We start from the raw sequence: 26,363 nt of genomic DNA on the forward strand, positions 1-26,363 counted from the left end.
CCGCCAGCGTTCAATCTGAGCCATGATCAAACTCTTCAGTTAAAATCATTTTGTACCTTAGTTAAGACAAGGTACCAATTCTGGCTCATCAATTACTGACAAAAAATTTGCTCAAATAAACTTCGAGAAATTTCTACCAATTATCAATGAAAATATATTCGATTGATCAACCAGTAAAAATCCACACAAGTTGTTCTTCATAATCTCTTAATGATCTTTCTAACACCTCGTCAGTGCTAGAAGCTGGACTTGAAACACTTGATAACTCAGCGTCTCGCTTCGTTCATCACCGTGTATCTCGTCGGTATGGGTGCATTCTAGAGGAATTCAGAATCATTGCAACCCCCAATTCACTATATTTTTCACGTATGTATCTTTTTTCTACGAATTTCGTTAAAAAATCGCTTTTTTATCTAAATTTTGAGCATTTTTCTTCTATAAAAGCCGTATTCATTGCAATTCAATTTAAAAAAGTAGAATTTATTAAGACCTGATAACTATCAAAAAACTGTGACTTTTGAATAAGACCGTAAAATTTAAGGGCTGTATCCAGAATTTTCCGAAATTTTCTTATATCAGCTTACATATTTTGCTGTTTTCTATCCGACTTATAGATATGGAGCTTTTTGTAAGCTCAAAATCCTTGCTGTATACAGGTTTTTTCTTAACCCTGCTTTTAAGAAGCAAAAATGAGGATATGATCTTTCTAGATTTCAGATTATCCAGAAAGCTTATTTAAGCGCGGAAGAATAAGCAGAAGATTAAAATCGATTAAGCCACATTTGAGTATCTATCTTTTACCCAATGCTGCATCACTTCCTCAATCACTTCTTTCTTGCCACTATAGTCTTCAGCAGCAAACAATAATTTGGCCCGACGTGGCAGACGTTCTTTGACTAATGAAAAGAGTAAATAGTGAGAGGCAAGATCTAATTGCTGAAATAAAGCCTGTACCTGATCAAAAGATTTTTGTTTTTGCTCAGCAGATTCATATTCGAAGAGAAAACGCAAAATGAAATCGATGTCTTCATCAAACATCTGTTCAGTCTGGTATTGATACACCTTATTTACCTTTCTTTTTATAGATGGATTGAGATTCAAAGATGATTCATTCATCTCACTATGGATTTAACCTGAATCCCAGCTAATTCATCCATCTTTGTTTTGAATTTATTGAAGATTGAACATATAGCCAGACAACACCAATAAAAAAGGAAGAGATCTCTCCCAAAATCTCTTCCTTAGAATTGAATCTTTACCCGATCCATTATGTCATTATTATAGTTATTCACATTATATTAACTTGTCTCTTCACTTAGAGACCTGATCAATTATGGAGTTGTCTGTTATTGATCATTACCCTCTAGATATGCTTTTCACGGAATCTCTAGACGAATAAATCTTATACACAAAAAACCAGAAATGCAAGCCAAATGGCAAAATTTAAATGTTGTTTTTATAAGGTTTTTTTTGAATTTCTATATTTATATAATTCATATACAACTTAAAAAATAAAAGCAGGCCGAAGCCTGCTTTTATTTCAATAACTTAGAACCGGCCTTAGTCAACGAAGGTCACTTTTGCAATTGCTTTTTTGCTGGCCTGAATAATTAAAGTTACGTTCTCTTTCACAGAAAAAGACGCATCAACCGGTTTCCAGTCCACTTTTACAGTGCCGCGGCCTAAGGCATCTTTAGCTTGAGCAGCATTTTTGGTTAAGCCAGCTTCACGTAAAATTGAAGTAATGAAGATCTCACCACCAAATTCACCACGTGAAATGGTCACTTCTGGCGTACCTTCAGGCAGTTCACCTTCAGTAATGATATTACCTGCACCTTTATGGGCATGAGCGGCAGCTTCAGCACCGTGGAAACGTTCTACCAGTTCCAGCGCAAGGATACGTTTTACTTCCTGCGGGTTACGGCCTTCTTCGATTTCTTTCAGCAAGCCTTGAATTTCTTCTATAGATTTGAAGCTGAGCAGATCGAAATAACGCTCAATCAGTGAATCCGGCATAGATAATACTTTCTGGTACATCGCGCCCGGTGCATCAAATACACCAATATAGTTGCCTAAAGATTTAGACATCTTGTTCACGCCATCCAGACCTTCAAGAATTGGCACAGTGATACATACCTGCGCTTCCTGGTTATAACGGCCTTGTAGAGTACGACCCATCAACAGGTTAAAGGTCTGGTCTGTACCACCTAACTCCACGTCAGCTTCTAAAGCAATTGAGTCATAACCTTGAACCAGTGGATATAAGAATTCGTGAATCGCAATCGGTTGCTGATTGTTATAACGCTTGGTGAAGTCATCACGCTCTAACATACGTGCAACTGTTTGTTGTGATGCCAATTGAATCAGGTCAGCTGCAGTTTTTTGTGCAAACCATTCCGAGTTAAACACGACTTTGGTTTTGTTTGGATCAAGAATTTTAAATACTTGTTCTTGATAAGTTTTTGCGTTTTCTAGCACCTGCTCACGTGACAATGGCGGGCGGGTTGCGCTCTTACCCGTTGGGTCACCGATCATCGCAGTGTAGTCGCCGATCAGGAAGTACACTTCATGACCCAGGTCCTGGAATACTTTTAATTTATTGATTAAAACTGTATGACCTAGGTGCAGGTCCGGTGCAGTTGGGTCAAAACCCGCTTTAATTTTTAAAGGACGATTCTGCTTTAATTTCTTCAGAAGGTCTTCTTCAGAAATAATTTCGTGGGTGCCTCGTTGGATGAGGGCAAGTTGTTCTTCAGCCGGCAGGAAATTTGACATCACAAAATCCAAATACATCAGTTATTCAATTTGTGCGATATACTAACACTTTTTCAGCACATTGCAGGCTTAAGAATAATCATGACAGCGATCTATATTGGGGTAATGACCGGCACAAGCATGGATGGTGTCGATATTGTTGCTGCTTCTTTTGATCCACTTCAGCTTCATGCTACCCTCACCTTGCCTTTTGATCCCGATCTTCGTGATGAACTGATGGCACTGACTTTGCCAGATGACAATGAAATCGACCGCATGGGCAAAGCTGATGTCGCACTGGCACAAATGATTGGTCATGGCATCAATACGCTGATTAAAGAAAATAATTTAGATCGATCTCAAATTAAGGCGATTGGATCGCATGGTCAGACCATCCGCCATCGCCCCGAACATGGCTTTACCCTGCAAATCGGTGATCCAAATATTATTACCGAAATCACCCAAATTCCGGTCATTTCCGATTTCCGTCGTCGTGATCTGGCTGCTGGTGGCCAAGGCGCGCCTTTAGTTCCGGCTTTTCACCAAGATATTTTCCAGCATGACAGTATTCACCGTGTGATTCTGAATCTGGGCGGCATTGCTAATGTCAGCATTCTGCCGGCAGGTCAACCAGATCAGGTTTATGGCTTTGATACCGGCCCTGCCAATATTCTGATGGATGCCTGGTGTCAGCGTTATACTGGCCAGCCTTTTGATGAAAATGGTAACTGGGCGGCTTATGGCACGCCAGTCCGTAGCCTATTGGATCGTTTACAGGAACATGAATTCTTCTCAAAAGAGCCACCCAAAAGCACTGGCCGCGAAGACTTTAATCTGGAATGGCTGGACGAACAGATTGCCGACTGGCGCAATGACCTTCAATATGATGAACTTGAAGATACACCAGAGAATGTGCAAGCTACTTTAATGAAGCTCACTACCCGTGCGATTAAAAAAGCCATTTACCGTTCCGGTCTGGATACCGGTGAAGTTTATGTTTGTGGTGGTGGTGCCTATAATTCACATTTATTGGAACAGTTACGCTGGCGTTTGCGTAAACATCATTGGAGCGTACAAACCACAGCCGACCTTGGCTTAAATCCGACTTGGGTGGAAGGCACAGCTTTTGCCTGGCTGGCGATGCGTTTTATGAATCAACTCAGCGGCAATCTGCCGGCTGTGACAGGTGCATCAGGTTATCGCGTTCTGGGTACAATTACCTCTGTATAAGAGCAGCTTTAAGCTCACTATATATAGTTATAAAAAAGGTCTGCATATTTGCAGACCTTTTTTATAATGAAGAATCATATTTAGATCATGTCTAAATTCTTCCTAACGCATCATGAGTTTGGCATTTTCATTTCTAAATGCACGCAGGATTTGCTGTCCTGCACGACCGGTCGGGCTTAAACCCAGACGGTTCTGTTCCTGACGAATCGCCTGACGGGTTTTATCCCCAATTAGACCATCTACCTCACCAATATCATAGCCACGGTTTAACAGGAATTGCTGGATCTCGCGACGTTCCGCACGTGACGTACCCGGATCATCGGTTGGCCAAGCTGCCTGGATGCTTCCTTTACCTTGTAAGCGGTCAGATAAATGTGCAATCGCTAAAGCATAACTTTCTGCTGCATTATAGCTATAAATGGCATCAAAATTCTTAAAGACTAAAAATACCGGGCCATTTTCACCTGCAGGTGCCAATAAGCCAGCCTGAGAAGATTCTGATAAATTGCCCTGCAATAGCGAAGTACCGTCAGCGCGCACCACACCACGGTTCATCCAGCTACTCAGTGATTTTTTATTGCGTCGGCCTTCGCCTGAAACAGACATGCCTTGTGGAATTTTTACTTCAAAGCCCCAAGGTTGGCCAGTCTGCCAGCCACGTTTTTTCAGGAAATTGGCTGTAGAAGCCAGTGCATCAGGAATACTGCCGACTAAATCACGACGACCATCCCCATCAAAATCTACCGCTAGTTCATCATAGGTTGATGGCATAAACTGGGTGTGACCAAATGCGCCTGCCCATGAACCTTTGAGCTGGCTTTCATAGACATCGCCACGCTGTAACAGTTTCATAGTGGTGAAGAACTCACCACGGAAATAACTTTGACGACGACCTTCACAACTCAAAGTACCCAAGGCCTGTAATAAAGGATACTTCCCGGAAATATCACCAAAATTACTTTCTACGCCCCATACGGCTACGATGGTTTCTGCCGGTACTCCATAGGCTGTGCTAATCCGGTTTAATACCTCACGATGTTGCTGCAGTTTTTGTCGACCCAGTTGTACACGTTCTTCATCCACCAGTCCGGACAGATAATCCCAGATCGGAGTCGAAAACTCAGGCTGATAATTCAGCTTTTCAATCACAGAATAATCGGGTGTTAAATTTTGCGTATAACGATCGTAGGTTGAACCACTTACGCCTTGTGCAATCGCCTGACTGCGCAAATTGGCAAGACAATTCTGAAAATTATTTTGGGACGCATAATTGACGGGGCTGCTCGGAACAGAGGATATATCCGTTGATGTCACACGCTGACCATTAATAATCAGTTCTGCCTGTGCCTGTGTAGCAGCTAAAACCAAAGAACCAACAAAAAGTGCAAGCCGTTGCATAAGACCCTTAAATATTTAGATTTTGAATTATGTTTCTACCTTAGCAGCTCATGACGAAAATTAAAGCGCCAATGCGTAAATTTAAATTCATAATTCCTACACTTTTGAATTCATTTTGTAGCTTTTAAATTTAAAAACTTATCCACAAGTCCATTTTAAATTCAAATCAGGCTCATTTTTTAAATTTAAATTCAAAACTCAGGAAATTACTTTTGAATTTAAAAATTTATTGTGGATAACTTGTCTTTAGATTAGGACTGCTCAATCAGCCAAAGGCTTCTGGTATATAGTATTTCTATTTTAAATTCATTTTTATTAGAAGGAACTATATTTAAATTCAGAACTTTGAATTCATTGATCAGCTTTCAAATTTGAATTCATATTTTTGAATTTAAATTTAAGCAGCGAAGTTTAAATTCAAAGTTCATTTTTAAATTTGAATTTATTTTTATGAATTTAAATTTAAAATCTATTTCCAGTTTTAAATTCAAACTCAATATTAAGTTTATCCACAAGTGAATAACCCAGAATTCAGCCCAAAATAGCAGCGAATTAAATTATTATATTTATACTCAATTGATCAGTTTATAAGCAATTGATTTTAAAAATGATCCGACCAATGGCAGGGGATTTTTAAAGAGGCGCAATCATGCCTGAATCTGGACAAATAAAAAAGCGATCACCGAAGTGATCGCTTTTTTTATCAGCAGCTCAAAGCTTAGATGGTCATATCTTCGCTCAATGCCAATGGATTCGGTAAAATCTTCGCCAGTTGACGGCATAAAGTGGTCAGCTGAGCGCTGTCTGTGGGCATCAAAGTGATGTGACCAATCTTGCGACCTTCACGTTCTGTTTTATTGTACAGATGCAGGTGTGCGCCTTCTAAAGTCAGGACATCTTCAGATTTGGGATGCTGACCGATAATGTTCACCATCACGGTTGGACGCACCACTTGAGTTGAACCCAGTGGCAGACCTGCGACCGCACGAATATGGTTTTCAAACTGCGAGCAGACAGCGCCTTCAATCGACCAGTGACCTGAGTTATGCACACGTGGTGCCATTTCATTTGCATACAGGCCTTTGTCTGTCACAAACAGCTCAAGGGTCAAGACACCCACATAATTCAAGTGATTGAGCAGGCGAGTAATGTATTCTTGCGCGACTGGCTGCAGATCCGCACTATTGGGTGCCGGAACGATGGAATGCGACAGGATGCCGTTATGGTGATGATTTTCAGCCAATGGCCAGGTTTTGACATCACCATTTTGACCACGTACCGCAATGATGGATACTTCACGCGAGAAAGTCACAAAACTTTCGGCAATCAATTCACCAGCAGGGCCGAGTTCCGCCCAGGCCTGATCAATCTGATCTGCTGAACGTAGAACGAACTGGCCTTTGCCGTCATAACCACCACGAGAGGTTTTTAGCACGATCGGTAAGCCAAGCTCAGCAACGGCCGCCTGCAAGCTTTCGACTGAAGTCACCGCTTTATATGGTGCAACCGGAATTTCCAGTTCATCAAATAGGGCTTTTTCAGACAGACGATGTTGTGCGATGGCTAAAGCCTGACGAGGCGGATGCAGATCTTTGTTTTGCGTTAAAACGTCGACATCAGCTAGGGGTGTATTTTCAAACTCCAGGCTGAAGACATCTGCGCTATTGATGAAATCCTGCAAGCCATTTACAGCTTTTGTTGAGAAAACCGGACCCAAAGCCGCAGAAGGGCAGTCCGTATTGGCTTCAAAGAACGTACATTGAATATTTAGAGGTAGTGCGGCTTGTGCCATCATCCGACCTAACTGGCCGCCACCAAAAATACCGATGGTTTTATCCATTGTGTTTGATCCCGTATTAAGCTTGGACTTACATTTGACCTGGAATATTGTTACTTGCGACTTTCTCGGTTTGTGCCGCGCGGAAATCTGCGACATTTTTTGCGATCTCTGGACGGGTTAAACCTAAAATCTGTGCTGCCATAATGGCTGCATTGGTTGCACCGGCAGGACCGATCGCCAATGTTCCTACGGCGATACCCGCTGGCATTTGCACGATAGAAAGCAATGAATCGACACCATTTAAGATCGAAGATTTGACGGGTACACCCAGTACTGGCAGATCAGTTTTGGCTGCACACATACCTGGTAAATGCGCTGCACCACCTGCACCGGCAATAATCACCTGAATACCACGATCACGCGCTTGTTCAGCATATTCAAACAGACGGTCCGGGGTACGGTGTGCGGAAACGACTTCGGCTTCAAATGGGACACCAAGCTGCTTGAGCATTTTGGCAGTGTGTTCGAGAGTTGCCCAATCTGATTGAGAACCCATGATAATACCTACGAGAGGAGTATCTTGTGCAGCAGCCGCATTCATTGCAAATTTTCCAGAGATTAAAGTAAGAAAGATAAATCTCGACGAGAGAGCCAAGCTTGAATAGGAATGCATATTATAGACTGATTTTTCAGCTTCATAAAATTTAACGGTCAAAGCAAGGCTCGATTTTTCTTATTTTTTTATTGGATTCTTAAAAACTGGAATAAAAATAGGGAAGTAGTGGCTAGTAGATGATTTCAGGAACTGCGGAATACAAAATAGACACAGCCACAGAGACACAGCGCTGCCCATAAATAATCCAGTTTAAACGGCTGTTTGAACAGGAAAATCATAAAGGGAACAAAGACCAGTAGAGTGACGGCTTCCTGGGTAATTTTCATTTGACCCACCGCCAGTCCCTGTTGGGCCAATAATTTGGTTGCTGGAATCATCAGGCTATATTCAAACAGGGCAATGGCCCAGCTAAATAAAATCGCCTGCCACAGCGGTGCATCATGCGGCAGGAATTTGAGATGTCCATACCAGGCCAGGGTCATAAAACAGTTGGCAATCACCAGAAGAAAGAGAGCCGGTAGCATCTGCATGCACTCTGCAAAAAGTTCGGGCTTATTTTACGATTTATTTTGCTAAAAGATATTCTGGAAGCTTGAAAATTTCCCTGAATTTGTCTGTGAAACAGGATTTAAAAAATCCCGCAGGAATGCTTGAACTTTGACTATCTTTTCGGTCAAAGCCTTGCTATCGTTGCTTGCAAATCGAATAAATCATGGCAACAGCACCAGTACAAAGTGATGTGTCAGGCAAAATGGAGTGAAGTAGATGCATCTGCATATTTTGGGTATTTGTGGCACCTTTATGGGTTCACTGGCATTACTGGCACGTGATCTAGGCCATAAGGTGACAGGATCGGATCAAAACGTTTATCCACCGATGTCGACCCAGCTGGAAAATGCAGGCATTACTTTAATGCAGGGCTACGACCGCAGCCATTTACAGCCGCATCCGGATCTGATCATTGTCGGCAATGCCATGAAACGTGGTATTGATGCTGTAGAATATATGCTGAATGAAGGCCTGCCTTATATTTCAGGTCCACAGTTTCTGGCAGATCATGTCCTGCAAGGTAAACACGTTTTAGGTGTAGCTGGTACGCATGGTAAAACCACAACTACCACCATGCTGGCATGGGTACTGGATCAGGCCGGTTTAGAACCTGGCTTCCTGATTGGCGGTGTCCCGCTTGGCTTTTCTGAAAGTGCGCGTTTAGGTGGCGGGAAATACTTCTGTGTCGAAGCCGATGAATATGATTCTGCCTTTTTCGACAAGCGTTCCAAGTTCGTGCATTACCATCCTAAAACGGCGATTCTGAACAATCTGGAATTTGACCATGCCGATATCTTTGATGATCTGGCAGCGATCCAGAAACAGTTCCACCATTTAGTGCGTACCATTCCAAGTGAAGGCCGCATTATTACGCCAATTACTGAAACGAATATTGATGAAGTGCTAGAGCAGGGCTGCTGGACGCCTGTGGTTCGTACTTCATTAGATGCCAATGAAAAATCTGAGCTTTATGCTGAACAGCTTTCAGAAGATGGTTCTCACTTCAAGGTACTCCAATACGGTATCGTGAAAGGCGAAGTGAAATGGAATATGACCGGTCAGCATAGTGTAGCCAATGCACTGGCAACGATTGCTGCTGCTGAACATGTCGGTGTCTCTATTGAAACGGCTTGTGAAGCACTTTCAAACTTTGGCGGTGTTAAGCGCCGTATGGAACTGCTGGACACTGTACGCGGCATTGAAGTCTATGATGACTTTGCCCATCACCCAACCGCGATTGATACCACCCTTGATGGCGCACGCAAGCGTCTCGGTGAACGTAAGCTGTGGGCAATTATTGAACCACGTTCCAATACTATGCGTATGGGCAGTCATAAAGATGGCTTGGCACATTCCGCGCGTCTGGCGGATGAAGTGATCTGGTATCAACCTGAAGGTCTGGACTGGGATCTGCAACCGGTAATTGACGCTGCGCCAAATAAAGCTGTAGTCGCACGTACTCTGGATGAGATTATCCAGACCGTAGTGGCTGAAGCAGGTGAGGGCGATGCCGTGGTGATCATGTCCAATGGCGGTTTTGGCGGGCTACATCAGAAACTGATTAGCGCTTTAAAAGCTTAAAAATTTATATAAAAAAGCCCGTAATAGCGGGCTTTTTTATTTTAAAAATTAAATTCGCTTTCTATCTTTTTTAAGAAAATTAAACTTCATTCAAGTTCAAATCAACTTTCTTATTTCACTATTAAAACAGCTAAAATTTATCTTTCTTCTTTTCATTATCTTTTGTTGCAATCTGAACATAAGACTCATTGCAGTCTTTGAGTGCCCTAGGCACAATCAATAAGAACAACAGCATTTCGATCCTCTTTTATCCTCAACCCTCCTGATGATTTTCTAGGCTGTAAAGGCAGCAAAAAAATAGCTTTATCTCTCTTGTTCAGACCCTCATTTCCTTAGGAGATCTGTCATGACAACAATGAAAGCCATGGTTTATTACGGCGCCAATGATATTCGTTTTGAAGAACGTCCTATTCCCCAAATTCTGCAACCCACTGATGCCATTATCAAACTTAGCAAAGTCACCATTTGTGGTACTGACCTCGGGATCTGGAAAGGCAAAAACCCCGAAATTGAGGAGGTTGCAAAAGAAAAAACCGGCAGCTTTAATGGCCGGATTCTCGGTCATGAAGGTATTGGTATTGTGGAAGAAGTCGGTTCCGCTGTTCAAAACTTTAAAAAGGGCGATCGGGTGATTATTTCCTGTGTCAGCCGCTGCGGCACCTGTGAAAACTGTCAGAAACAGCTGTATGCCCATTGTAGAAACGAGGGTGGCTGGATCATGGGCTATATGATTGATGGCACTCATGCCGAATATGTCCGAACCCCATTTGCCGATACTTCTCTTTATCATTTACCGGAAGGTCTGAATGAAGATGTTGCGGTCTTTCTTTCAGATATTTTGCCGACCTCACATGAAATTGGTGTGCAATATGGTCAGGTCAAACCGGGAGACAATGTAGCGATTGTCGGTGCCGGCCCGATTGGCATGAGTGCCTTGCTCACTGCCCAGTTTTATTCTCCAGCCAATATCATCATGGTCGATGTCGATGATAACCGGCTGGAATTTGCCAAAACTGTTGGTGCCACTCATACCGTGAATTCAGCCAATGAGGATGCTATTCAACGTGTACTGGAACTCACTGATGAGCGAGGGGTGGACTGTGCTATTGAAGCGGTGGGCTTAGAAGCCACCTGGAATATTTGCCAGCACATTGTGAAAGAAGGCGGCCATCTGGCCAATGTCGGTGTACATGGTAAATCCGTCAATTTTGAACTGAATAAACTCTGGATTAAAAACCTGACCATTACCACAGGTCTGGTCAATACCAATACCACCGGTATGCTGCTCAAGACCTGCTGTTCCGGCAAGTTACCACTGGAAAAACTGGCCACCCATCACTTTAAGTTTGCTGAATTTGAAAAGGCTTATGATGTGTTTAAACATGCCTCTGACGAAAAGGCTTTAAAGGTCATGATTGAAATGACTTAGATCATCATTGGCAACAAAAAAGTCCGCTATGCGGACTTTTTTATTTTTTAGCATCAATTAAAAATAGGGAATATAACCACGCTGTTTATAACCTTGAGGAGAAGCAAGATTGGCCTGATTTTCATCCAGACGATAGAGCAGTTCCAGGAATCCACCCAGTTGTTCCTGTTGCAGTGCATGAGGTTCAAATTGGCCTAAACCTAAACGTGAAAATAAAGAAGAAATTTCACTATGTTTATGGACATATTTCATCGACCACTCCGAGAAATGTGGACGTTCTACCGTTGCATCCTGAAAGCGAAGCACCTGATGATGGCGTGGATCACGGCAAATACTCTGAAACAGATTTTCTACCACCTCTGCCTCACCTTCCAGACATTGAAAAAACTTGCCGTGGGAATAATATAAAACCCCGTTAATTTGGTGAGCTTTATTAAATTTTCTCGCTACAGATAATATATCGCTAAGATCCTGTAATAACTCTTGTTCAGATTCTATCCGCTCACTGGCGTAGCAAAGCTGTAGCATAAGGTCATCTCACTGAAGAAAGAATTAAAAGCATAATTTAATCAATTATTTTAATTTAAGTCGATCATTTTTTAATCAAATATCCGTTTTTGCTTACATTGTTTTAGGTTTGCTTTTCCAAAGAAAACTTCTAACAATTACCTCCTGAGAGGAAATCAATGATTTCAGATATATAGCGATAATGATGAAGGAGTGAAACCTGATGTTAAAAGATCTGATTTTCACTGTAGCGTTGTTGTGTATATGTTTTATGCTTTTGATTATGCTGAATGAGATGGCCTTGACGACCGAGACCAACATTCTGCTCAGTTCAGTTTTTGTAGGCTGGACGCTTTTACAGTTTGTTCGCCGTCGTATGTTTTTTTATATCAGTGTAAGCCTGATGATAGGAATACTTACGCTGTTAGGCAAATATGAAGAAGTGTTATGGAACAGCATAGGCCTGATGGCAGGTTATGGCGTATATAACCTGCTGCAGCGTATTTCTGTACCTGCACTTAAAGGCAAATTACAACATATCTCTATCTTGGATAAGTTTAATTTAATTGCTAAATAGCAGCTGCCACATCCTGTAGGCTGCGATCACGTTTAAACATGACATCTACATAGGAACACTGGGGAATAATTTTTAAGCTATTCTTGCGGGCAAAGTCGACCAGTACATCCAGCATTTTGCGTGCTACGCCTTGACCGCGTAAGGAATTATCTACCCAGGTATGATCAGCCACGATGGTCGATGCTTCTTGCCACTGATATGTAATTTCAGCAAGACGTCGACCATCTTCCTCCATAAAAAATACACCGCCGCGTTTTGAATCTTGATGTTGAATGTCCATACTGAAGGCTGATCTCTTAATAAAATTATTGGTTTATTTAATTTAAAACATCTTCTTAAAGAAATAATATGAATTATTGTTAAGTTTTTAATATTGGATGAAATTTTTTATTTTCTTTCATCATTTCCTGTGATTTTTTTCAAATATTGATAACTTTTTATTTCTCTATTTTGCCTGATTGAGGGTGATGCAGTTTTAGTCATCACATATCACCCCAAAAATTTAATTTTACCTACTCCCTAATTGAGAAAGACAGGATTAGAATGCAGCATCTTTTTGCATGCAACTTCGTATGTCTGACTCATCTTCCGCTTCTTCCGTCACCAAGCAATGGATTGGTGTCATCGCTTTAGCCTGCGCGGCTTTTATTTTTAACACCACCGAATTTATTCCTGTGGCATTACTGAGTGGAATCGGGCAAAGCTTTGCCATGTCCGCCACTCAGGCCGGCATCATGCTGACCATTTATGCCTGGATCGTGGCCCTACTATCTCTTCCGATCATGCTGCTCACTAAAGCCATAGAACGGCGTTTTCTACTGATGCTGGTCTTTGCGGTCTTTATTTTAAGTCATCTGCTGTCCTATTTTGCCTGGAGTTTTAGCATGCTGGTGATCAGCCGGATAGGGATTGCCATCGCACATGCCTTGTTCTGGTCGATTACCGCTTCACTCGCGGTTCGGGTCGCACCGAAAGGTAAAGAGTTTCAGGCACTCGGTTTATTGGCCACAGGAACGGCGATGGCAATGGTGCTCGGTATTCCATTTGGCCGGATGATTGGTGAGGCGTATGGCTGGCGTAATAGTTTTGCCCTGATTGCGTGTCTCGCATTGATCATTTGCCTGATTCTGGCCAAAACCTTGCCATTGCTTCCAAGTGTCAATTCAGGCTCCCTCAGCAGCTTAAAAAGCCTGATCAAACGTCCAAGCCTGATGCTAGTCTTTACCCTCACCATTCTGGTGATTACGGCGCAGTTTACCGCTTATAGCTATATTGAACCATTCTCCCTGAATATCGCCCGCTTTGATTCAGCCCAGACCACAACTTTACTTCTGGTTTATGGCGGAGCAGGATTCCTGGGTTCTTATCTGTTTGGCCGCTTTGCCGCACAGTTTCCGAAAATGACTATTCCTGCTTTTACTTTTGGACTGGTTATTTCCATGTTGCTGTTATTGCCCTTGTCGAGCACAGTCACCGGTCTGTCTGGCTTATCTCTGCTGTGGGGTTTGAGCATCATTGGTTTCAGCCTGGCCCTACAATCCAAAACCCTGAACCTGGCTGCAGATGCCACAGATGTTGCCATGGCCATTTATTCCGGCCTGTATAATGTCGGTATTGGCGGAGGAGCTTTGCTTGGCAGTATTGTCACGCTTCAGATCGGGCTATCGAGCATTGGCTGGGTAGGCGCAGGGCTGGCGATCCTTGGATTTCTGCTTAGTCTTTATTTGGTTCAGCGTTTGGACTTTCTGCCCAAAGCTGCTGATTAAACGCTGCTTTTTGTAAAATAATTTGTGATTATGCACAAAATCTGTCATGCTCATTTGATATTGAGCAATTGCTCAAACAGAATTGAGTTTGAACAAGGGGAGTAGCCTCCTCCAAACGTTTAAGAATGAAGTTTCAGTTTTTGAACGTGTCAGAATATCGTCATTACACTTTGCAAAAAGTCGGTATCTGAGCATCTTGAAATGCGACTGGATCTCCTCCAGTAAAGCACAAAGATGTAGGCAAGACCTTGATCATGTTGTTATAGATGTATTTCATCTGACAGCAGGTCAAGGTTTTTTTATGGCCGATTGTCAGATGTGGAGAATTCCCATGGAAACAATTGGTACACCCTGGCTGTATCTGGCTTTTTTCATTATCGTTGCAGTGATGCTGGTCATCGATTTTATCGGCTTTAAGCATCAGCACGGACAGCCCACCAAAGTCCGTACTGCCGCCTACTGGAGTATTGCCTGGGTCAGTGTAGCGACTCTGTTTGGCGGTGCATTATGGCTGTATCTGGAACAGACTTCAGGGGCTGCTCTGGCAAACCAGAAGGTGATGGAATACTTTGCCGGTTATTTGCTGGAAAAATCTCTGGCAATTGATAATGTCTTTGTCTGGCTGATGATCTTTGCTGCCTTTGCTATTCCTCCTGCACTGCAACGCCAGCTGCTGCTCTATGGCGTTTTGGGTGCCATTATTCTGCGGACCATCTTTATTTTTATTGGCGCATGGTTCGTACAGGAGTTCTCGTGGATTCTGTATATCTTCGGTGCTTTTCTGGTTTATACCGGTTTTAAATTCCTGCGCGGCCAAGGAGAAGAGCATACCGATATTGAAGATATGGCAGTTCTGAAATGGCTACGCAAACATATCCGGATTACGCCGCAAATGCGTGGCAATAAATTTTTTGTGCATCAGAACGGTGTCCTGTGGGCAACGCCATTATTTCTGGTGCTGATTCTGGTGGAAGCTTCTGATGTGATCTTTGCGGTAGACTCGATCCCAGCCATTTTCGCTGTCACCACCGATCCCTTTATTGTTTTAACAGCGAACCTGATGGCGATTCTGGGTCTGCGTGCCATGTTCTTCCTGCTCGCTGGTGCTGCATCAAAAATGTACTATCTGCCTTATGGCCTCGGGATCATTCTGGTCTTTATCGGCTTCAAGATGCTGATGCTGGAAGTATTCCATATGCCGATCTGGATTTCCCTGAGCTTTATTGTCATTGTGCTGACGATTACCGCATGGTTATCAATCCGTCATAGCAAAAAATACAATGAAACAGCGCTATAAATAATTGCTTCGTCATTTCTGATAAGTCCGCAAAATGCGGGCTTTTTTTATTTCAGGCCAGTGATCGTTTTGGCTACTTTAATTAGCATCATTTTCTTTATTTAAATCTAATTTAAAAATCTCGTGATAATTGCTTTGATCTTGGCCGCTATTTTGCATTGTTAAAATTTGGGGATTTTTAGTTGTGTATTTCCCATACAGGCTAGAACTTTTCAGCTACAATCAATCGAAAAAATTACAAAGTGCAGGTTTTCAATGTCTTCTTACATTGCGACGACAGCTATCCGTGGTCGTTTCCTCGATATCCAGAATACAGTTGCCCAAGCACGTGAAATTCACGACCAAGTGCGTTATATAGAAGATGGTTTACTCATCATAAAAAATGGAATAATCCAGTGGTTTGGTTCCTGGCAGGAAGGTCAGCAGCAGCTCCCTGAAGGTCTGGATATTACTTATTATCCTGAACAGCTCATCATTCCGGGTATGATCGATACCCATATCCATTTCCCGCAAACTGAAATGGTCGGTGCTTATGGGGAACAGCTACTAGAATGGTTAAATACTTATACCTTCCCGACTGAGATCCAGTTTCAGGATCCGGCGTATAGCCAGAAAATTGCACAGTTCTTTATTCAGGAATTGCTGAAAAATGGTACAACCACAGCTTTGGTGTTCTGTACCGTTCATCCAGCCTCGGTAGAAGCACTGTTCGAAGCGGCTACAGCACAGAATATGCGTCTGATTGCCGGTAAAGTGCTAATGGACCGCCATGCACCTGAAGCCCTGACGGATACTGCAGAATCTGCCTATAGCGACTCTAAAGCCCTGATTGAGAAATGGCATGGTAAAGGACGTAATCTTTATGCGATTACGCCACGTTTTGCTCCGACCTCAACGCCTGAACAGCTGGAAAAAGCAGGGCAGTTAAAAGTCGAATATCCAGATGTTTATATCCATACTCATCTCAGTGAAAACAAAAATGAGATTGCCTGGGTAAAAGAACTCTTTCCGGAACGTGAAGGCTATCTGGATGTCTATCATCATTATGGGCTGACCGGCGCTAAATCCGTATTTGCGCATTGTGTGCATCTGGAAGAAGGGGAGTGGGATTGTATGCATCAAACCGACTCTGCGATTGCCTTCTGCCCAACCTCAAACCTGTTCCTGGGTAGCGGCTTGTTTCCACTGAAGAAAGCCTGGGATAAAGGCGTGAAAGTCGGCTTGGGTACTGATATCGGGGCAGGAACCTCCTTTAACCAGCTCCAAACCCTAAATGAGGCTTATAAAGTGCAACAGCTGCAAGGAGAAAAACTTTCGGCTTTTGAGTCGCTATATCATGCGACCCTAGGTGGTGCGAAAGCCTTAAGTCTGGATGACCGCTTGGGGAATTTCAATGTGGGCAAAGAAGCAGACTTTGTGGTGCTGGATCTTAATGCCACCGCTTTACAACAACTACGCCAGAGCAGGGCCAAAAATATTGAAGATACCTTTTTTGCACTGACCATGCTGGGGGATGACCGTAATATTGCAGCAACCTATGTCTATGGACAGGCTATCTATGTCAAAGCCCAATAAATCGCGTCAGCGCAGGATCATTTTGGCTGCAATCGTCGCCGTCTGTGCCTTTGCGCTGAAGAGAGATTCACAGCAGCCCAAAAATTGATTACATTTACAGCAAGTAAAACAGGTGCATCTCAAGCAAGGATGTATTAAAATTGCTGCAATTCAGGTGTTGCAGGTCAACACCTTTTTTATTTTGCTATTTTTATTTTTTAGGTATCTACCCATGACCGTTCAAATGAGCGTAATGATTTCCGCTGAAGAAATTCAAGCTAAAGTCAAAGAGCTTGGTGCTAAAATCGATGCACACTATGCCAATAGTGACAAAGAGCTTGTACTTATCGGTTTGTTACGCGGTTCAGTGATTTTCATGGCAGACTTGTGTCGTGCCATTACCAAGCCACATGAACTCGACTTCATGACTGTATCCAGCTACGGCGGTGGTACGATTTCGAGCCGTGATGTCAAAATCCTGAAAGATCTGGACGGTGAAATCCGTGGTAAAGATGTGCTAGTGGTTGAAGATATTATCGACTCAGGTAATACCTTAAGCAAAGTCCTGGAAATCCTGCAAACCCGTCAGCCAAACTCAATTGAACTATGCACTTTGGTGAGCAAACCTTCACGTCGTGAAATCGAGCTGGAAGTAAAATTTCTGGGCTTTGAAGTCGAAGACAAGTTCATTGTTGGTTACGGTCTGGACTATGATCAAAAATACCGTCATATTCCATTTATTGGTGAAATCGGTCTTTAAGAACCGGTTTAAAAGAAGTGGCTTCGTGCCACTTTTTTTATTTCTTGAATCATTTCAGTAACACAGCAAACAAAAACGCAACAGCCCGTTGCAGGACATGACTTTTTTCAGTGCTTTTCTTGCCGCAAGATAAACATGATGTAAAAACAAAGACATGATAACAAGGAGTATGCTGATGTGGTCAATTATCGTTGCGATTGTAGTGGGTTTTATTGCGGGTCTGGTTGCACGCGCGATTCATCCTGGTGATGACAAAGCTGGATTCATTGTTACGACCCTGCTGGGGATTGCCGGTTCACTGGTTGCGACCTTTGCCGGACGTATGCTGGGCTTGTACTCCCAAGATTCTGCCGCAGGCTTTATTGCCTCAGTGATCGGTGCCGTAGTCATCCTGTTTATCTACAATATGGTGACCAAACGTAAACGGATCTAAGCCCTGCTTGGAATAAGTTTATTTCATAAAAAGAGCACTGGTTTAAGTGCTCTTTTTTATTTATTGAGTATAGTCAGAATTTTACAGGCCGAATTCTTTGAAGCCTTGTTCAATCTGTTCTGCCGGCTGAGCGCCCATCACTTTAAAACCATTCGAGAAAATAATCGCTGGTGTGCCATTTACACCGAGTGATTGTGCCAGCTGTTTATTACGTTCAATTGGATTGCTACAGCTCTTTTTCGATTTAGGCTGTATGCCTTGACTAATTAAGTCTTCCCAAGCTTGTGCCGGATTTTTTTCACAATAAACCTGTTTAGATGGCGCAATTGACTGCTGCTTTAAAGGCAGGATGAAGGTATAAATCGTGACATCTTTGAGTTTTTTCAGCTCTACTTCAAGCTGTTTACAATACGGGCAATTTGGGTCAGAAAAGATGGCAAGCTGACGTTTTCCGGTCCCTCTGACTGATTTAATCGCATCCTGTAGCGGTAACTTTTTCCAGTCGACACTGTTTTGTCTGAGTAATAAATCCTGAGTCAGATTATGCTGGTCCTGAATACGGAACATTGAACCAGCTAGGAGATGCTGGGCATCTTCATTCAGATAGACAATCTGCCCCTGCATGGAACCGCTATAGATTCCTTTCATTTCGGTAGGCTGAATATTTTCAATTTTCAGGTTGGGACTGTTTTTTGCCAGATTGGCTTTAACTGTATCCACATTGGCAAAGCTAAGGCCAGGGAAGAGGGTTAAAGCCAGCAGCATATTTCTTATTTGCATGAATGTCCTGCTCAGGTCCAAGTTAAATGTGTTTTGATTCTAGTCTTTTTAAAAAGAAAATTCTGACTATTTTATGTAGCCTGATGTTCAAATCGAACTGATCAATCAGTTATGTTTCACGTGGAACATTGACCCCTTAATGCTGATTGACTTCCACCGAGATATGCACAATTTCTTCATGAATAGAGATCGCCTCACGGATTTGATCAGCACTAATGGGGATTCCCGTTTGAACGGCAACAAAACAGGAAAATTTACCTTTACCGACTCTCGATACATGCAGGTCAGTTAAATGCAGATCATTCCCATATTCAGCAATGACTTCACGTATTTCTTCGACCACTGGGGCATCCATATCGGCATCCAGTAAAGTCTTGGCACTTTGCTTTAGCAGGCCAATCGCCCAGCGTGCAATCAGGATTGAGCCGACCAGTCCCAGTACTGCATCGAGAAAATCCCAGCCCATATATTTTCCAGCAATCAAAGCAATAATCGCCAGAACAGAAGTTACAGCATCAGCAACCACATGCAGAAAGGCCGCTTTATGGTTCAAGTCATGATGACCATGATTATTATCATGCTCGTAATGGGAATGCCCATGATGATGATCATGGTGATGGTGCCCATCATCATGCAGCAACCAGGCACAGGCCAGATTAATCAATAGTCCTAAAATCGCGATTGGAATGGCTTCGCTATAATGAATCTGAACTGGCGAAAATAGACGTTCTACTGAATGAATCGCCATAAAACCGGCTACTACAAGCAATAAAATTGCACTGCTATAACTGGCCAGAATTTCAATCCGCCAAGTACCCATATTAAAGCGGGGATCATTCGCATAATGGCGGGCCGCTTTATAGGCAAAGTAAGCTAGTCCCAAGGCCAATACATGCGAGCCCATATGCCAGCCATCAGCAAGTAAAGCCATTGACTGGAAGATCCATCCCCCTAATACTTCCAGCACCATCATGACGGCAGTCAGAATCGTGGCAAACAGAATCTTTTTCTGTGCGAGTGGATTACCTTCATCAAATTGATGGCTGTGCGAATTGGCGGTATGTTTTTGCATAAAAGGGAACTGTTATTAATACTCCCCCCTAGTATATTTATTTTTGGAGATTTGTGGTGAGTCATGTACATGATGATAAAAAAATATTAAACCGGGTACGGCGCTTGCAAGGTCAGATGAACGCCGTAGAGCAGTCTCTCCAGAATCCTGAGACAGGCTGTATTCAGGTCCTGCAACAGGTTGCAGCCGTTAAAGGTGCCATAAACGGTTTGATGAATGAGTTGATCGAGACCCATTTAAGAGAGCATGTCATTGGAGAAGCTGTGGTTAATGAAGAAGAACTGGCTGAGTTTTTAAAATTATTAAAGCGTTATGGCTAATTGTTTAGTTCAACATTTTTGTTTTCTTTACAGCAAGATAATTGACCGCTTTTTCATCTAACCGATACACTGCCACCCATTCTCTTCTTTCTTCCACATCATTCTTTTTAAAATGTGGTGAAACTTTTACGGCAGCTACATGACAGAAAATATCTCATGGCGACCTTTCGCCATGGTCAGTCTTGCATTGATTATGGGTACCATCGGTACAGCACTGGCAAGTCCGCTTTATCCCATTTATCAACAGATCTGGCATTTATCGCCAAGCCAGATTACCTATATTTTTGTCGCCTATATGTTTGGCTGTCTGGGTACCTTGTTATTCCTGGGACGTACCAGCAACACGATTGGTTTCTTAAGAACCCTGCAAATTGGTCTGGTATTTATTAGCATTGGCTTGGTCATTTCAGTCTTTGCCGAGAATGCGCTAATTTTGTCGGTGGGTCGTTTTATCATTGGTATTGCTTCAGGTCTGATGACCACTTCAGCAATGCTAGGCATGATGCAAACCATTCCAGAAACTCATAAGCAGCTTGCACCACAACTGGTATCGATTCTGACGGCTATAGGTTTTGGTTTGGGGCCGTTTGTGGGTGGGGTAATTGCGCAGTTTTCTCAAGCTCCATTAATTACTCCATACCTCCCAATTATTCTTGGGGCAGTGCTGTGTTTTGTCGGATTATTCTGGCTAAAAACACCTGCTTTTGAACGCCAGCCTTTTAGTATTGCACCGAAATTACTGCGTCCTGAACCTCAGTATCATGCTGTATTCATGATTGTGGGATTGACTGCATTTAATGCCTTTGCTGCTTTCAGTTTATTTGCTTCACTGTCACCGTCTTTTGTGCAGGATATCTTACCTTGGCATGGTCCTTTGGTCAGTGGTACCGCCATTACCTGCATTTTGCTGATTTCTGCTGTGGTGCAGTTCTTTGCTAAAGCTGTTCCTGCAAAGAAATGTCTGAATATTGGCTTGATGATTATGCTGGTGAGCTTGGTTAGCCTTGCTCTTTGTATGATCCTTAAAGCAAGTATCTTGTTCTTCGCCAGTGATATCTTATTCGGGATTGGACATGGTTTTGCCTTAATGGGCGCATTCGGTGTGATTCATGCGATCACAACCTTGCAAAATCGGGCAGCCGTGATGTCGACTTACCTGTTTATTGGCTATTTGGGCACGATTGTGCCGATTATCGCGGTGGGGTATCTGGCTGATCACTTCGGCTTAGGATTTGCCGTGATCAGTTTCTGTGTGGCGATCAGTGCACTCTGTCTAATCCTTTGGTTATGGCATCAAAAATTGCAGCTAAAAGCCTAATAAAAAAGCCCACATTTGAGGGCTTTTTTATATAACTTAAGGATTATTTTCCAATACAGAACGATCCAAAGATCTTGCCCAGCAGGTCATCCGCACTAAAGTCACCCGTAATTTCGCCCAGCGCATTCTGTGCCAGACGTAAAGACTCTGCGACCAGTTCACCTGCGTTATACACTACAAGTTGCTCACGGGCTTCAGCTAGGTACATCTGAGTGCGCTTCATTGCGTCTAAATGGCGGGTACGGGCAATAAAGGTATCTTCTTCAGGCTGGAAGCCTGCATGCGCCGTAATCGCATCTATGAGCGACTGGACGCCAGTTTCTTGCTTGGCTGAGACAGTAATATGACGGAAGCCGTTAAAATCTCCCATGACAGCATCGGCACCGGTCAAATCGGCTTTATTCCCGATCAGGACCAGACGTTTCGGCTCGAGATGTTCGGCAAAATATTCTTGAGCGAGTTGTAATGGGTCATCACCTTGGCTCAGGTCATAAACCAGCAACAGCAGATCGGCCTGTTCAATTTCTTTAATCGCGCGGCGAATGCCTTCTTTTTCCACGATATCGCCGGTTTCACGCAGACCAGCAGTATCAGTCAGGGTAATCGGCAGGCCATTCAATGTGATCTTTTCATGCAATACATCACGGGTTGTTCCGGCAATATCGGTCACAATCGCACGTTCATTACCTGCTAGGGCATTGAGCAAGGAAGATTTACCTGCATTCGGTTTACCGGCAATCACCACTTGTAGACCTTCGCGCAGTAACTGACCCTGACGTGCAGATTGCTGAACCTGAGTGACGGCATTCGCCACGCCATCCAGCAGATTTAAAATCTTGCCATCCGCCAGGAAGTCGATTTCTTCTTCAGGAAAATCGATTGCCGCTTCGACATGCAAACGCAAATGAATCAGCTGTTCCAATACCGTATTGACCTTAGTCGAGAATGCCCCTTGTAGAGAACGCACGGCAGACCGGGCAGCCGCTTGGGAGGTCGCATCAATCAGATCGGCAATGGCTTCAGCCTGTACCAGATCCAGCTTGCCATTCTCAAAGGCACGCATCGAGAATTCACCGGCTTTGGCTGCAGTGGCACCCAGTTCCAGCAAACGGCCCAACAGGGCATTCTGAATCACCGGGCCACCATGACCTTGCAGTTCTACTACATCTTCACCAGTAAAGGAATTCGGATTCGGGAAGCAGATCACCAGACCTTCATCCATTACTTCACCGGCTGCATCATAGAACTGACGGAACCCGGCAAAACGGGCTTTGGGCAAATCTTTTTGGCTCAAGGCCTGGGCAATTTCATAAGACTTGGGACCCGATAGGCGAATGACACCTACACCGCCACGTCCTGGGGGAGTTGCAATCGCAGCAATCGTAGTTCGGTCGAGCATAACATTCACCTAGAAAAACTTAAAAATACAGCAAAAAAAATCCGCTCAAGATTACCATCTTAAGCGGATTTATTCAGCCCATCAGTACAACTTAGTTGACTGGTGTTGCCTCATCGCGTTTAGCACGGTCTTTGGCAACAGACTTGTTGATCAGTGTTTGCTGCAAGATTGTGATCAAGTTGTTCACAATCCAGTACAACACCAAACCTGCCGGGAAGAACAGCAAGAATACTGTAAAGATCACTGGCATAATCTTGAACACTTTCGCCTGCATTGGATCAGTTGGCTGCGGATTCAACATCTGCTGAATATACATGGTCGCCCCCATGATCAATGGCAGGATAAACCAAGGATCCATTGAAGATAAATCCTGAATCCAGAACATCCATGGTGCATGACGCAGTTCTACAGATTCCATCAATACCCAGTACAGTGCCAGGAAGATTGGCATTTGCAGTAACAGTGGTAAACAGCCAGCAAGTGGATTCACCTGCTCACGTTTGTACAGTGCCATCATTTCCTGAGAGAAGCGCATACGGTCTTCACCGAACTCTTCTTTCATGCGTTGCATTTCAGGTGCAATCACACGCATTTTCGCCATAGAGCGGTAGCTCTTCGACGACAATGGCCACAGGATCAGTTTAACCAGTACGGTTAACAGGATGATTGCCCAACCCCAGTTACCCACTAGACCATGGAAGAACTCAAGACCAACAAACAGCAGTTTGGCAATTGGCCATAACCAGCCATAATCTACAGTCTGGTTCAGACCAGTCGCTAGGTCTTTCAGCTCCGATTGAACTTTTGGACCAGAGTAGAAGGTCGCATCGATTTCAGCTACGGTGCCTGCAGGCACATTGAAAGTTGGAGAAGTAAAACCAATGATATTCATGTTATCAGTTGATTTACGTGATTCCAGCTTCGCACTGTAGGCTTCACCATTGGCTTGAGTCAATTTCAGGTTACCTGGCACCCAGGCACTCACGAAGTAGTGCTGAACCATTGCAACCCAGCCACCTTTGGCTTCGGTATTCAGTTTTTCTTCAACAAAGTTGTCAAATTTTAACTTGTTGTAGTTTTCATCCGGTGTACCCCAAGCGCCGCCCAGGAACGTTCCCAGTGTGAAGATACCCTGATCAGATTTACCAGGATCTTCGGAATTGTCACGTTTGATCTGACCGAACATCTGACCTTGCCAGGTCTGGCCGCTGCGGTTGACCACTTTATGATTCACAACTACCGGATATTCACCTTCAGTAAAGTTGAAGGTTTTAATGACTTCTACACCATCAGCCGTTTTAAAGACCATAGGTACAGAAAGTACTTTGACAGTTTCGCCATCTTTATTTTTAGCGGCTTTGGCATCTGCCAGTGTATAAGCCGTTTTTTCCAGCTCATAGGTTGGACGGCCACTACGGCTGCTGTCCGGTCCATTCAGACCGATCAGGCCCGACTGAGCGACATAAGTCCGTTTCGCATCGCTTTCCAGCATGACGAACGGTTCATCGCTGTCTTTATTCTTGTCATGATTGAGTAATTCAACACGAACAATATCACCACCTTTAGGATTGATCCAAAGATGATAAAGGTCAGTTTGTACTGAAATAAGCTGCTGACTTACAGGTGCGGTGGCATCCGTTGCTTGCTGCGCTGGCATATTTGCTTGTGGCAGATCAGAGGCGGTCGTCGCCGTCTGAGCATTTGGCAAATCTGCAGATACTTCATGTGAAACAACCGCAGCTTCTTGCTGTGGTTTGGTTTCAGCATTGCCATAATCTTTTTGCCACGCCAAAATGAGCAAATATGCGACAACAAACATGGCTCCGAGAATTGCAATCCTGGCCCATTGTTGCATATGTATTACCCCAAGTGGTTAGAGTGATTTTGGTTCAATAAACGATCACGAAAGGGTACAGCAACGTGAAGCGTTTGAGAATCTATTTGCTGAAATGAAATAAAACGAATCGCTTTCGGGGGAACCGGATCATATCCAGAGCCACCCCACGGATGACAACGGCAAATACGCTTAGTAGCCAGCCACACACCACGTACAGCTCCATGTGTATGGACTGCTTCCAAGGAATATTGAGAACATGTTGGAATATAACGACAGCGTGGTCCCAATAAAGGACTAATCGCAATCTGATAGAAACGTATTAACCAATGCAGTAAACGTACCATTGGCCATCTCTACTTTTGTGGGGAGGATGATGCTATTTTGGAATGCTTTTTGGCAAGACGGTTGAGTTTCTGCCAGGCAAATTGTAATTGCTGATGCAACTCTGCGTTCGGCACTGCTTCTATACCTACTTTAGGCATAACCACAATATCCAAATCATCTAGTTGCTGTTGATGCAGGCGAAAACTTTCGCGAGCAAGTCGTTTTACTCGATTTCGTTCGTGCGCACGGCGCACTTTTTTCTTGGCAACAACTAAACCCAAACGGCTGTTTGGCAGTTCGGAATGTTTTGCAAGAAAAAGGAAATGGGGTTGATGCACTTTAAAAAGCGCACCATCAAAGACTCCTTTATAATCTGCAGCACAGCGTAAACGAAGCTCTGTACCAAAACTATAAAGTGTAGTCATAACACCCAAAATCGGCAAAGCCTAACTGATTAAACAGTTAAGCTGTGACGACCTTTTGCACGACGGCGAGCTAGAACTTGACGACCAGCTTTAGTAGCCATACGAGCACGGAAACCATGAACGCGTTTACGCTTTAATTCAGATGGTTGGAATGTACGTTTCATATTGAAACTCCAAAAATGATCTTTCTATAAAGGTCCGCGATTTTAGTGCTCATTGCTTGAGCTGTCAATGCAAAAGCCACTTTCTTTTCAAATAAGACTGAAATCAAAATTGTAAATAGGGATTAAAAAAATTGTATTCAAATACCTATATATAAGTTAACCACAATATAACTATTTGTTTTAAAATTAAATATAAGTTATTAACACTTATATCAACATAGTTATCCACAACTTATGTGAAATCTAAATTTAACTCATGAGTTTTGAATTTAAATTTAAACTTTTCTTAGTTATCCACAAAAGAACCGAATCTTATAAATAAATTCAAATTTATAAATTTAAATTTATTACTATTAGGATGGACTTTTTCTGTGGAAAAGCTAATTTTATATTAAATAAACAAAAACTTAGTTTGTGGATAAAACTGTTTTTATTAATTTTATACTTTGTGGATAACTTTGTGCTATATTTTATCCACAGCTTGCGGATAAAC

Annotated in this window: 26 protein-coding genes; 11 read left to right on the plus strand and 15 right to left on the minus strand. The window is 43.1% G+C overall.

The window, feature by feature from the left end:
• Nucleotides 1-771: 771 nt before the first annotated feature.
• Together FTU46_RS13520 and tyrS are read right to left on the minus strand one after the other, a co-directional pair.
• On the minus strand, nucleotides 772-1,062 hold the full coding sequence (locus FTU46_RS13520; RefSeq protein ID WP_166139244.1) for a hypothetical protein: 291 nt from the start codon (nucleotides 1,060-1,062) through the stop codon (nucleotides 772-774).
• Between the two features lie 498 nt (nucleotides 1,063-1,560).
• Nucleotides 1,561-2,793 (minus strand): tyrosine--tRNA ligase, encoded by a 1,233-nt coding sequence (gene tyrS, locus FTU46_RS13525; protein WP_161792066.1) that lies wholly within the window; start codon nucleotides 2,791-2,793, stop codon nucleotides 1,561-1,563.
• Between the two features lie 63 nt (nucleotides 2,794-2,856).
• Here tyrS and FTU46_RS13530 point away from each other — a divergent pair, with 63 nt between their 5' ends.
• Nucleotides 2,857-3,984: an anhydro-N-acetylmuramic acid kinase gene (locus FTU46_RS13530; protein WP_180105176.1), complete on the plus strand. Its 1,128-nt coding sequence runs from the start codon at nucleotides 2,857-2,859 to the stop codon at nucleotides 3,982-3,984.
• 102 nt (nucleotides 3,985-4,086) lie between these two features.
• On the opposite strand, the gene FTU46_RS13535 is transcribed toward FTU46_RS13530, so the two are convergent.
• The 4 genes from FTU46_RS13535 to FTU46_RS13550 all read right to left on the minus strand — a co-directional run bounded on the left by FTU46_RS13535 (nucleotide 4,087) and on the right by FTU46_RS13550 (nucleotide 8,302).
• Nucleotides 4,087-5,382 (minus strand): lytic murein transglycosylase, encoded by a 1,296-nt coding sequence (locus FTU46_RS13535; RefSeq protein ID WP_218948194.1) that lies wholly within the window; start codon nucleotides 5,380-5,382, stop codon nucleotides 4,087-4,089.
• A 718-nt stretch (nucleotides 5,383-6,100) separates the two neighbouring features.
• Complete coding sequence (locus FTU46_RS13540) at nucleotides 6,101-7,222, minus strand: 5-(carboxyamino)imidazole ribonucleotide synthase (protein WP_180105177.1); 1,122 nt, start codon at nucleotides 7,220-7,222, stop codon at nucleotides 6,101-6,103.
• 28 nt (nucleotides 7,223-7,250) lie between these two features.
• Complete coding sequence (gene purE / locus FTU46_RS13545; protein ID WP_004780321.1) at nucleotides 7,251-7,763, minus strand: 5-(carboxyamino)imidazole ribonucleotide mutase; 513 nt, start codon at nucleotides 7,761-7,763, stop codon at nucleotides 7,251-7,253.
• 197 nt (nucleotides 7,764-7,960) lie between these two features.
• Complete coding sequence (locus FTU46_RS13550) at nucleotides 7,961-8,302, minus strand: DMT family protein (RefSeq protein ID WP_180012287.1); 342 nt, start codon at nucleotides 8,300-8,302, stop codon at nucleotides 7,961-7,963.
• Between the two features lie 241 nt (nucleotides 8,303-8,543).
• On the opposite strand from FTU46_RS13550, the gene mpl reads away from it, so the two are divergent.
• Nucleotides 8,544-9,908, plus strand: a complete 1,365-nt coding sequence (gene mpl / locus FTU46_RS13555; RefSeq protein ID WP_180053992.1) for a UDP-N-acetylmuramate:L-alanyl-gamma-D-glutamyl-meso-diaminopimelate ligase — start codon at nucleotides 8,544-8,546, stop codon at nucleotides 9,906-9,908.
• Between the two features lie 346 nt (nucleotides 9,909-10,254).
• The gene (locus FTU46_RS13560) at nucleotides 10,255-11,337 is read left to right on the plus strand and encodes a zinc-dependent alcohol dehydrogenase family protein (protein WP_180105178.1); all 1,083 of its coding nucleotides are present in this window, start codon (nucleotides 10,255-10,257) and stop codon (nucleotides 11,335-11,337) included.
• Between the two features lie 57 nt (nucleotides 11,338-11,394).
• Here FTU46_RS13560 and FTU46_RS13565 read toward each other — a convergent pair whose 3' ends face one another.
• Complete coding sequence (locus FTU46_RS13565; RefSeq protein WP_180012271.1) at nucleotides 11,395-11,865, minus strand: BLUF domain-containing protein; 471 nt, start codon at nucleotides 11,863-11,865, stop codon at nucleotides 11,395-11,397.
• A gap of 202 nt (nucleotides 11,866-12,067) precedes the next feature.
• Here FTU46_RS13565 and FTU46_RS13570 point away from each other — a divergent pair, with 202 nt between their 5' ends.
• Entirely contained in the window at nucleotides 12,068-12,421 is a 354-nt protein-coding gene (locus FTU46_RS13570) for a hypothetical protein (RefSeq protein WP_180105179.1), read from the plus strand.
• Here the strand turns inward: FTU46_RS13570 and FTU46_RS13575 are convergent.
• Complete coding sequence (locus tag FTU46_RS13575; RefSeq protein WP_004780333.1) at nucleotides 12,414-12,701, minus strand: GNAT family N-acetyltransferase; 288 nt, start codon at nucleotides 12,699-12,701, stop codon at nucleotides 12,414-12,416. The genes FTU46_RS13570 and FTU46_RS13575 overlap by 8 nt on opposite strands.
• 292 nt (nucleotides 12,702-12,993) lie before the next feature.
• On the opposite strand from FTU46_RS13575, the gene FTU46_RS13580 reads away from it, so the two are divergent.
• The 5 genes from FTU46_RS13580 (at nucleotide 12,994) to FTU46_RS13600 (ending at nucleotide 18,231) form a co-directional block, all read left to right on the plus strand.
• Nucleotides 12,994-14,187 carry a sugar transporter gene (locus FTU46_RS13580; protein WP_180105189.1) on the plus strand — a complete coding sequence of 398 codons (1,194 nt, stop codon included), beginning with the start codon at nucleotides 12,994-12,996 and terminating at the stop codon, nucleotides 14,185-14,187.
• A gap of 331 nt (nucleotides 14,188-14,518) precedes the next feature.
• Nucleotides 14,519-15,484 carry a TerC family protein gene (locus FTU46_RS13585; protein ID WP_180048206.1) on the plus strand — a complete coding sequence of 322 codons (966 nt, stop codon included), beginning with the start codon at nucleotides 14,519-14,521 and terminating at the stop codon, nucleotides 15,482-15,484.
• Between the two features lie 255 nt (nucleotides 15,485-15,739).
• Complete coding sequence (gene guaD / locus FTU46_RS13590; RefSeq protein WP_180105180.1) at nucleotides 15,740-17,059, plus strand: guanine deaminase; 1,320 nt, start codon at nucleotides 15,740-15,742, stop codon at nucleotides 17,057-17,059.
• Between the two features lie 211 nt (nucleotides 17,060-17,270).
• Complete coding sequence (hpt, locus tag FTU46_RS13595; RefSeq protein ID WP_004780337.1) at nucleotides 17,271-17,798, plus strand: hypoxanthine phosphoribosyltransferase; 528 nt, start codon at nucleotides 17,271-17,273, stop codon at nucleotides 17,796-17,798.
• A 175-nt stretch (nucleotides 17,799-17,973) separates the two neighbouring features.
• On the plus strand, nucleotides 17,974-18,231 hold the full coding sequence (locus FTU46_RS13600) for a GlsB/YeaQ/YmgE family stress response membrane protein (protein ID WP_034171345.1): 258 nt from the start codon (nucleotides 17,974-17,976) through the stop codon (nucleotides 18,229-18,231).
• A gap of 81 nt (nucleotides 18,232-18,312) precedes the next feature.
• Here the strand turns inward: FTU46_RS13600 and FTU46_RS13605 are convergent, their stop codons facing one another.
• Nucleotides 18,313-19,011, minus strand: coding sequence for a DsbC family protein (locus tag FTU46_RS13605; RefSeq protein ID WP_180105181.1), 699 nt, complete (start codon nucleotides 19,009-19,011; stop codon nucleotides 18,313-18,315).
• A gap of 136 nt (nucleotides 19,012-19,147) precedes the next feature.
• A complete protein-coding gene (gene dmeF / locus FTU46_RS13610) occupies nucleotides 19,148-20,083 on the minus strand; it encodes a CDF family Co(II)/Ni(II) efflux transporter DmeF (protein WP_180105182.1) in 936 nt (311 codons plus the stop codon).
• 56 nt (nucleotides 20,084-20,139) lie between these two features.
• On the opposite strand from dmeF, the gene FTU46_RS13615 reads away from it, so the two are divergent.
• Together FTU46_RS13615 and FTU46_RS13620 are read left to right on the plus strand one after the other, a co-directional pair.
• Nucleotides 20,140-20,403, plus strand: coding sequence for a metal/formaldehyde-sensitive transcriptional repressor (locus FTU46_RS13615; RefSeq protein ID WP_180018418.1), 264 nt, complete (start codon nucleotides 20,140-20,142; stop codon nucleotides 20,401-20,403).
• A gap of 172 nt (nucleotides 20,404-20,575) precedes the next feature.
• Nucleotides 20,576-21,721 carry an MFS transporter gene (locus tag FTU46_RS13620; RefSeq protein WP_180025587.1) on the plus strand — a complete coding sequence of 382 codons (1,146 nt, stop codon included), beginning with the start codon at nucleotides 20,576-20,578 and terminating at the stop codon, nucleotides 21,719-21,721.
• 43 nt (nucleotides 21,722-21,764) lie between these two features.
• Here the strand turns inward: FTU46_RS13620 and mnmE are convergent, their stop codons facing one another.
• The 5 genes from mnmE to rpmH all read right to left on the minus strand — a co-directional run bounded on the left by mnmE (nucleotide 21,765) and on the right by rpmH (nucleotide 25,870).
• Nucleotides 21,765-23,120 carry a tRNA uridine-5-carboxymethylaminomethyl(34) synthesis GTPase MnmE gene (mnmE, locus tag FTU46_RS13625; protein ID WP_104426795.1) on the minus strand — a complete coding sequence of 452 codons (1,356 nt, stop codon included), beginning with the start codon at nucleotides 23,118-23,120 and terminating at the stop codon, nucleotides 21,765-21,767.
• A gap of 91 nt (nucleotides 23,121-23,211) precedes the next feature.
• A complete protein-coding gene (gene yidC / locus FTU46_RS13630; protein ID WP_179993056.1) occupies nucleotides 23,212-24,975 on the minus strand; it encodes a membrane protein insertase YidC in 1,764 nt (587 codons plus the stop codon).
• Nucleotides 24,976-24,980: 5 nt separating this feature from the next.
• A complete protein-coding gene (gene yidD / locus FTU46_RS13635; protein ID WP_005233127.1) occupies nucleotides 24,981-25,301 on the minus strand; it encodes a membrane protein insertion efficiency factor YidD in 321 nt (106 codons plus the stop codon).
• 9 nt (nucleotides 25,302-25,310) lie between these two features.
• On the minus strand, nucleotides 25,311-25,706 hold the full coding sequence (gene rnpA / locus FTU46_RS13640; protein WP_034706193.1) for a ribonuclease P protein component: 396 nt from the start codon (nucleotides 25,704-25,706) through the stop codon (nucleotides 25,311-25,313).
• Nucleotides 25,707-25,735: 29 nt separating this feature from the next.
• Nucleotides 25,736-25,870 (minus strand): 50S ribosomal protein L34, encoded by a 135-nt coding sequence (rpmH, locus tag FTU46_RS13645; RefSeq protein ID WP_000831329.1) that lies wholly within the window; start codon nucleotides 25,868-25,870, stop codon nucleotides 25,736-25,738.
• Nucleotides 25,871-26,363: the final 493 nt, after the last annotated feature.

It is taken from the genome of Acinetobacter sp. YH12108 (assembly GCF_013419055.1).
Taxonomy (GTDB): Bacteria; Pseudomonadota; Gammaproteobacteria; order Pseudomonadales; family Moraxellaceae; genus Acinetobacter.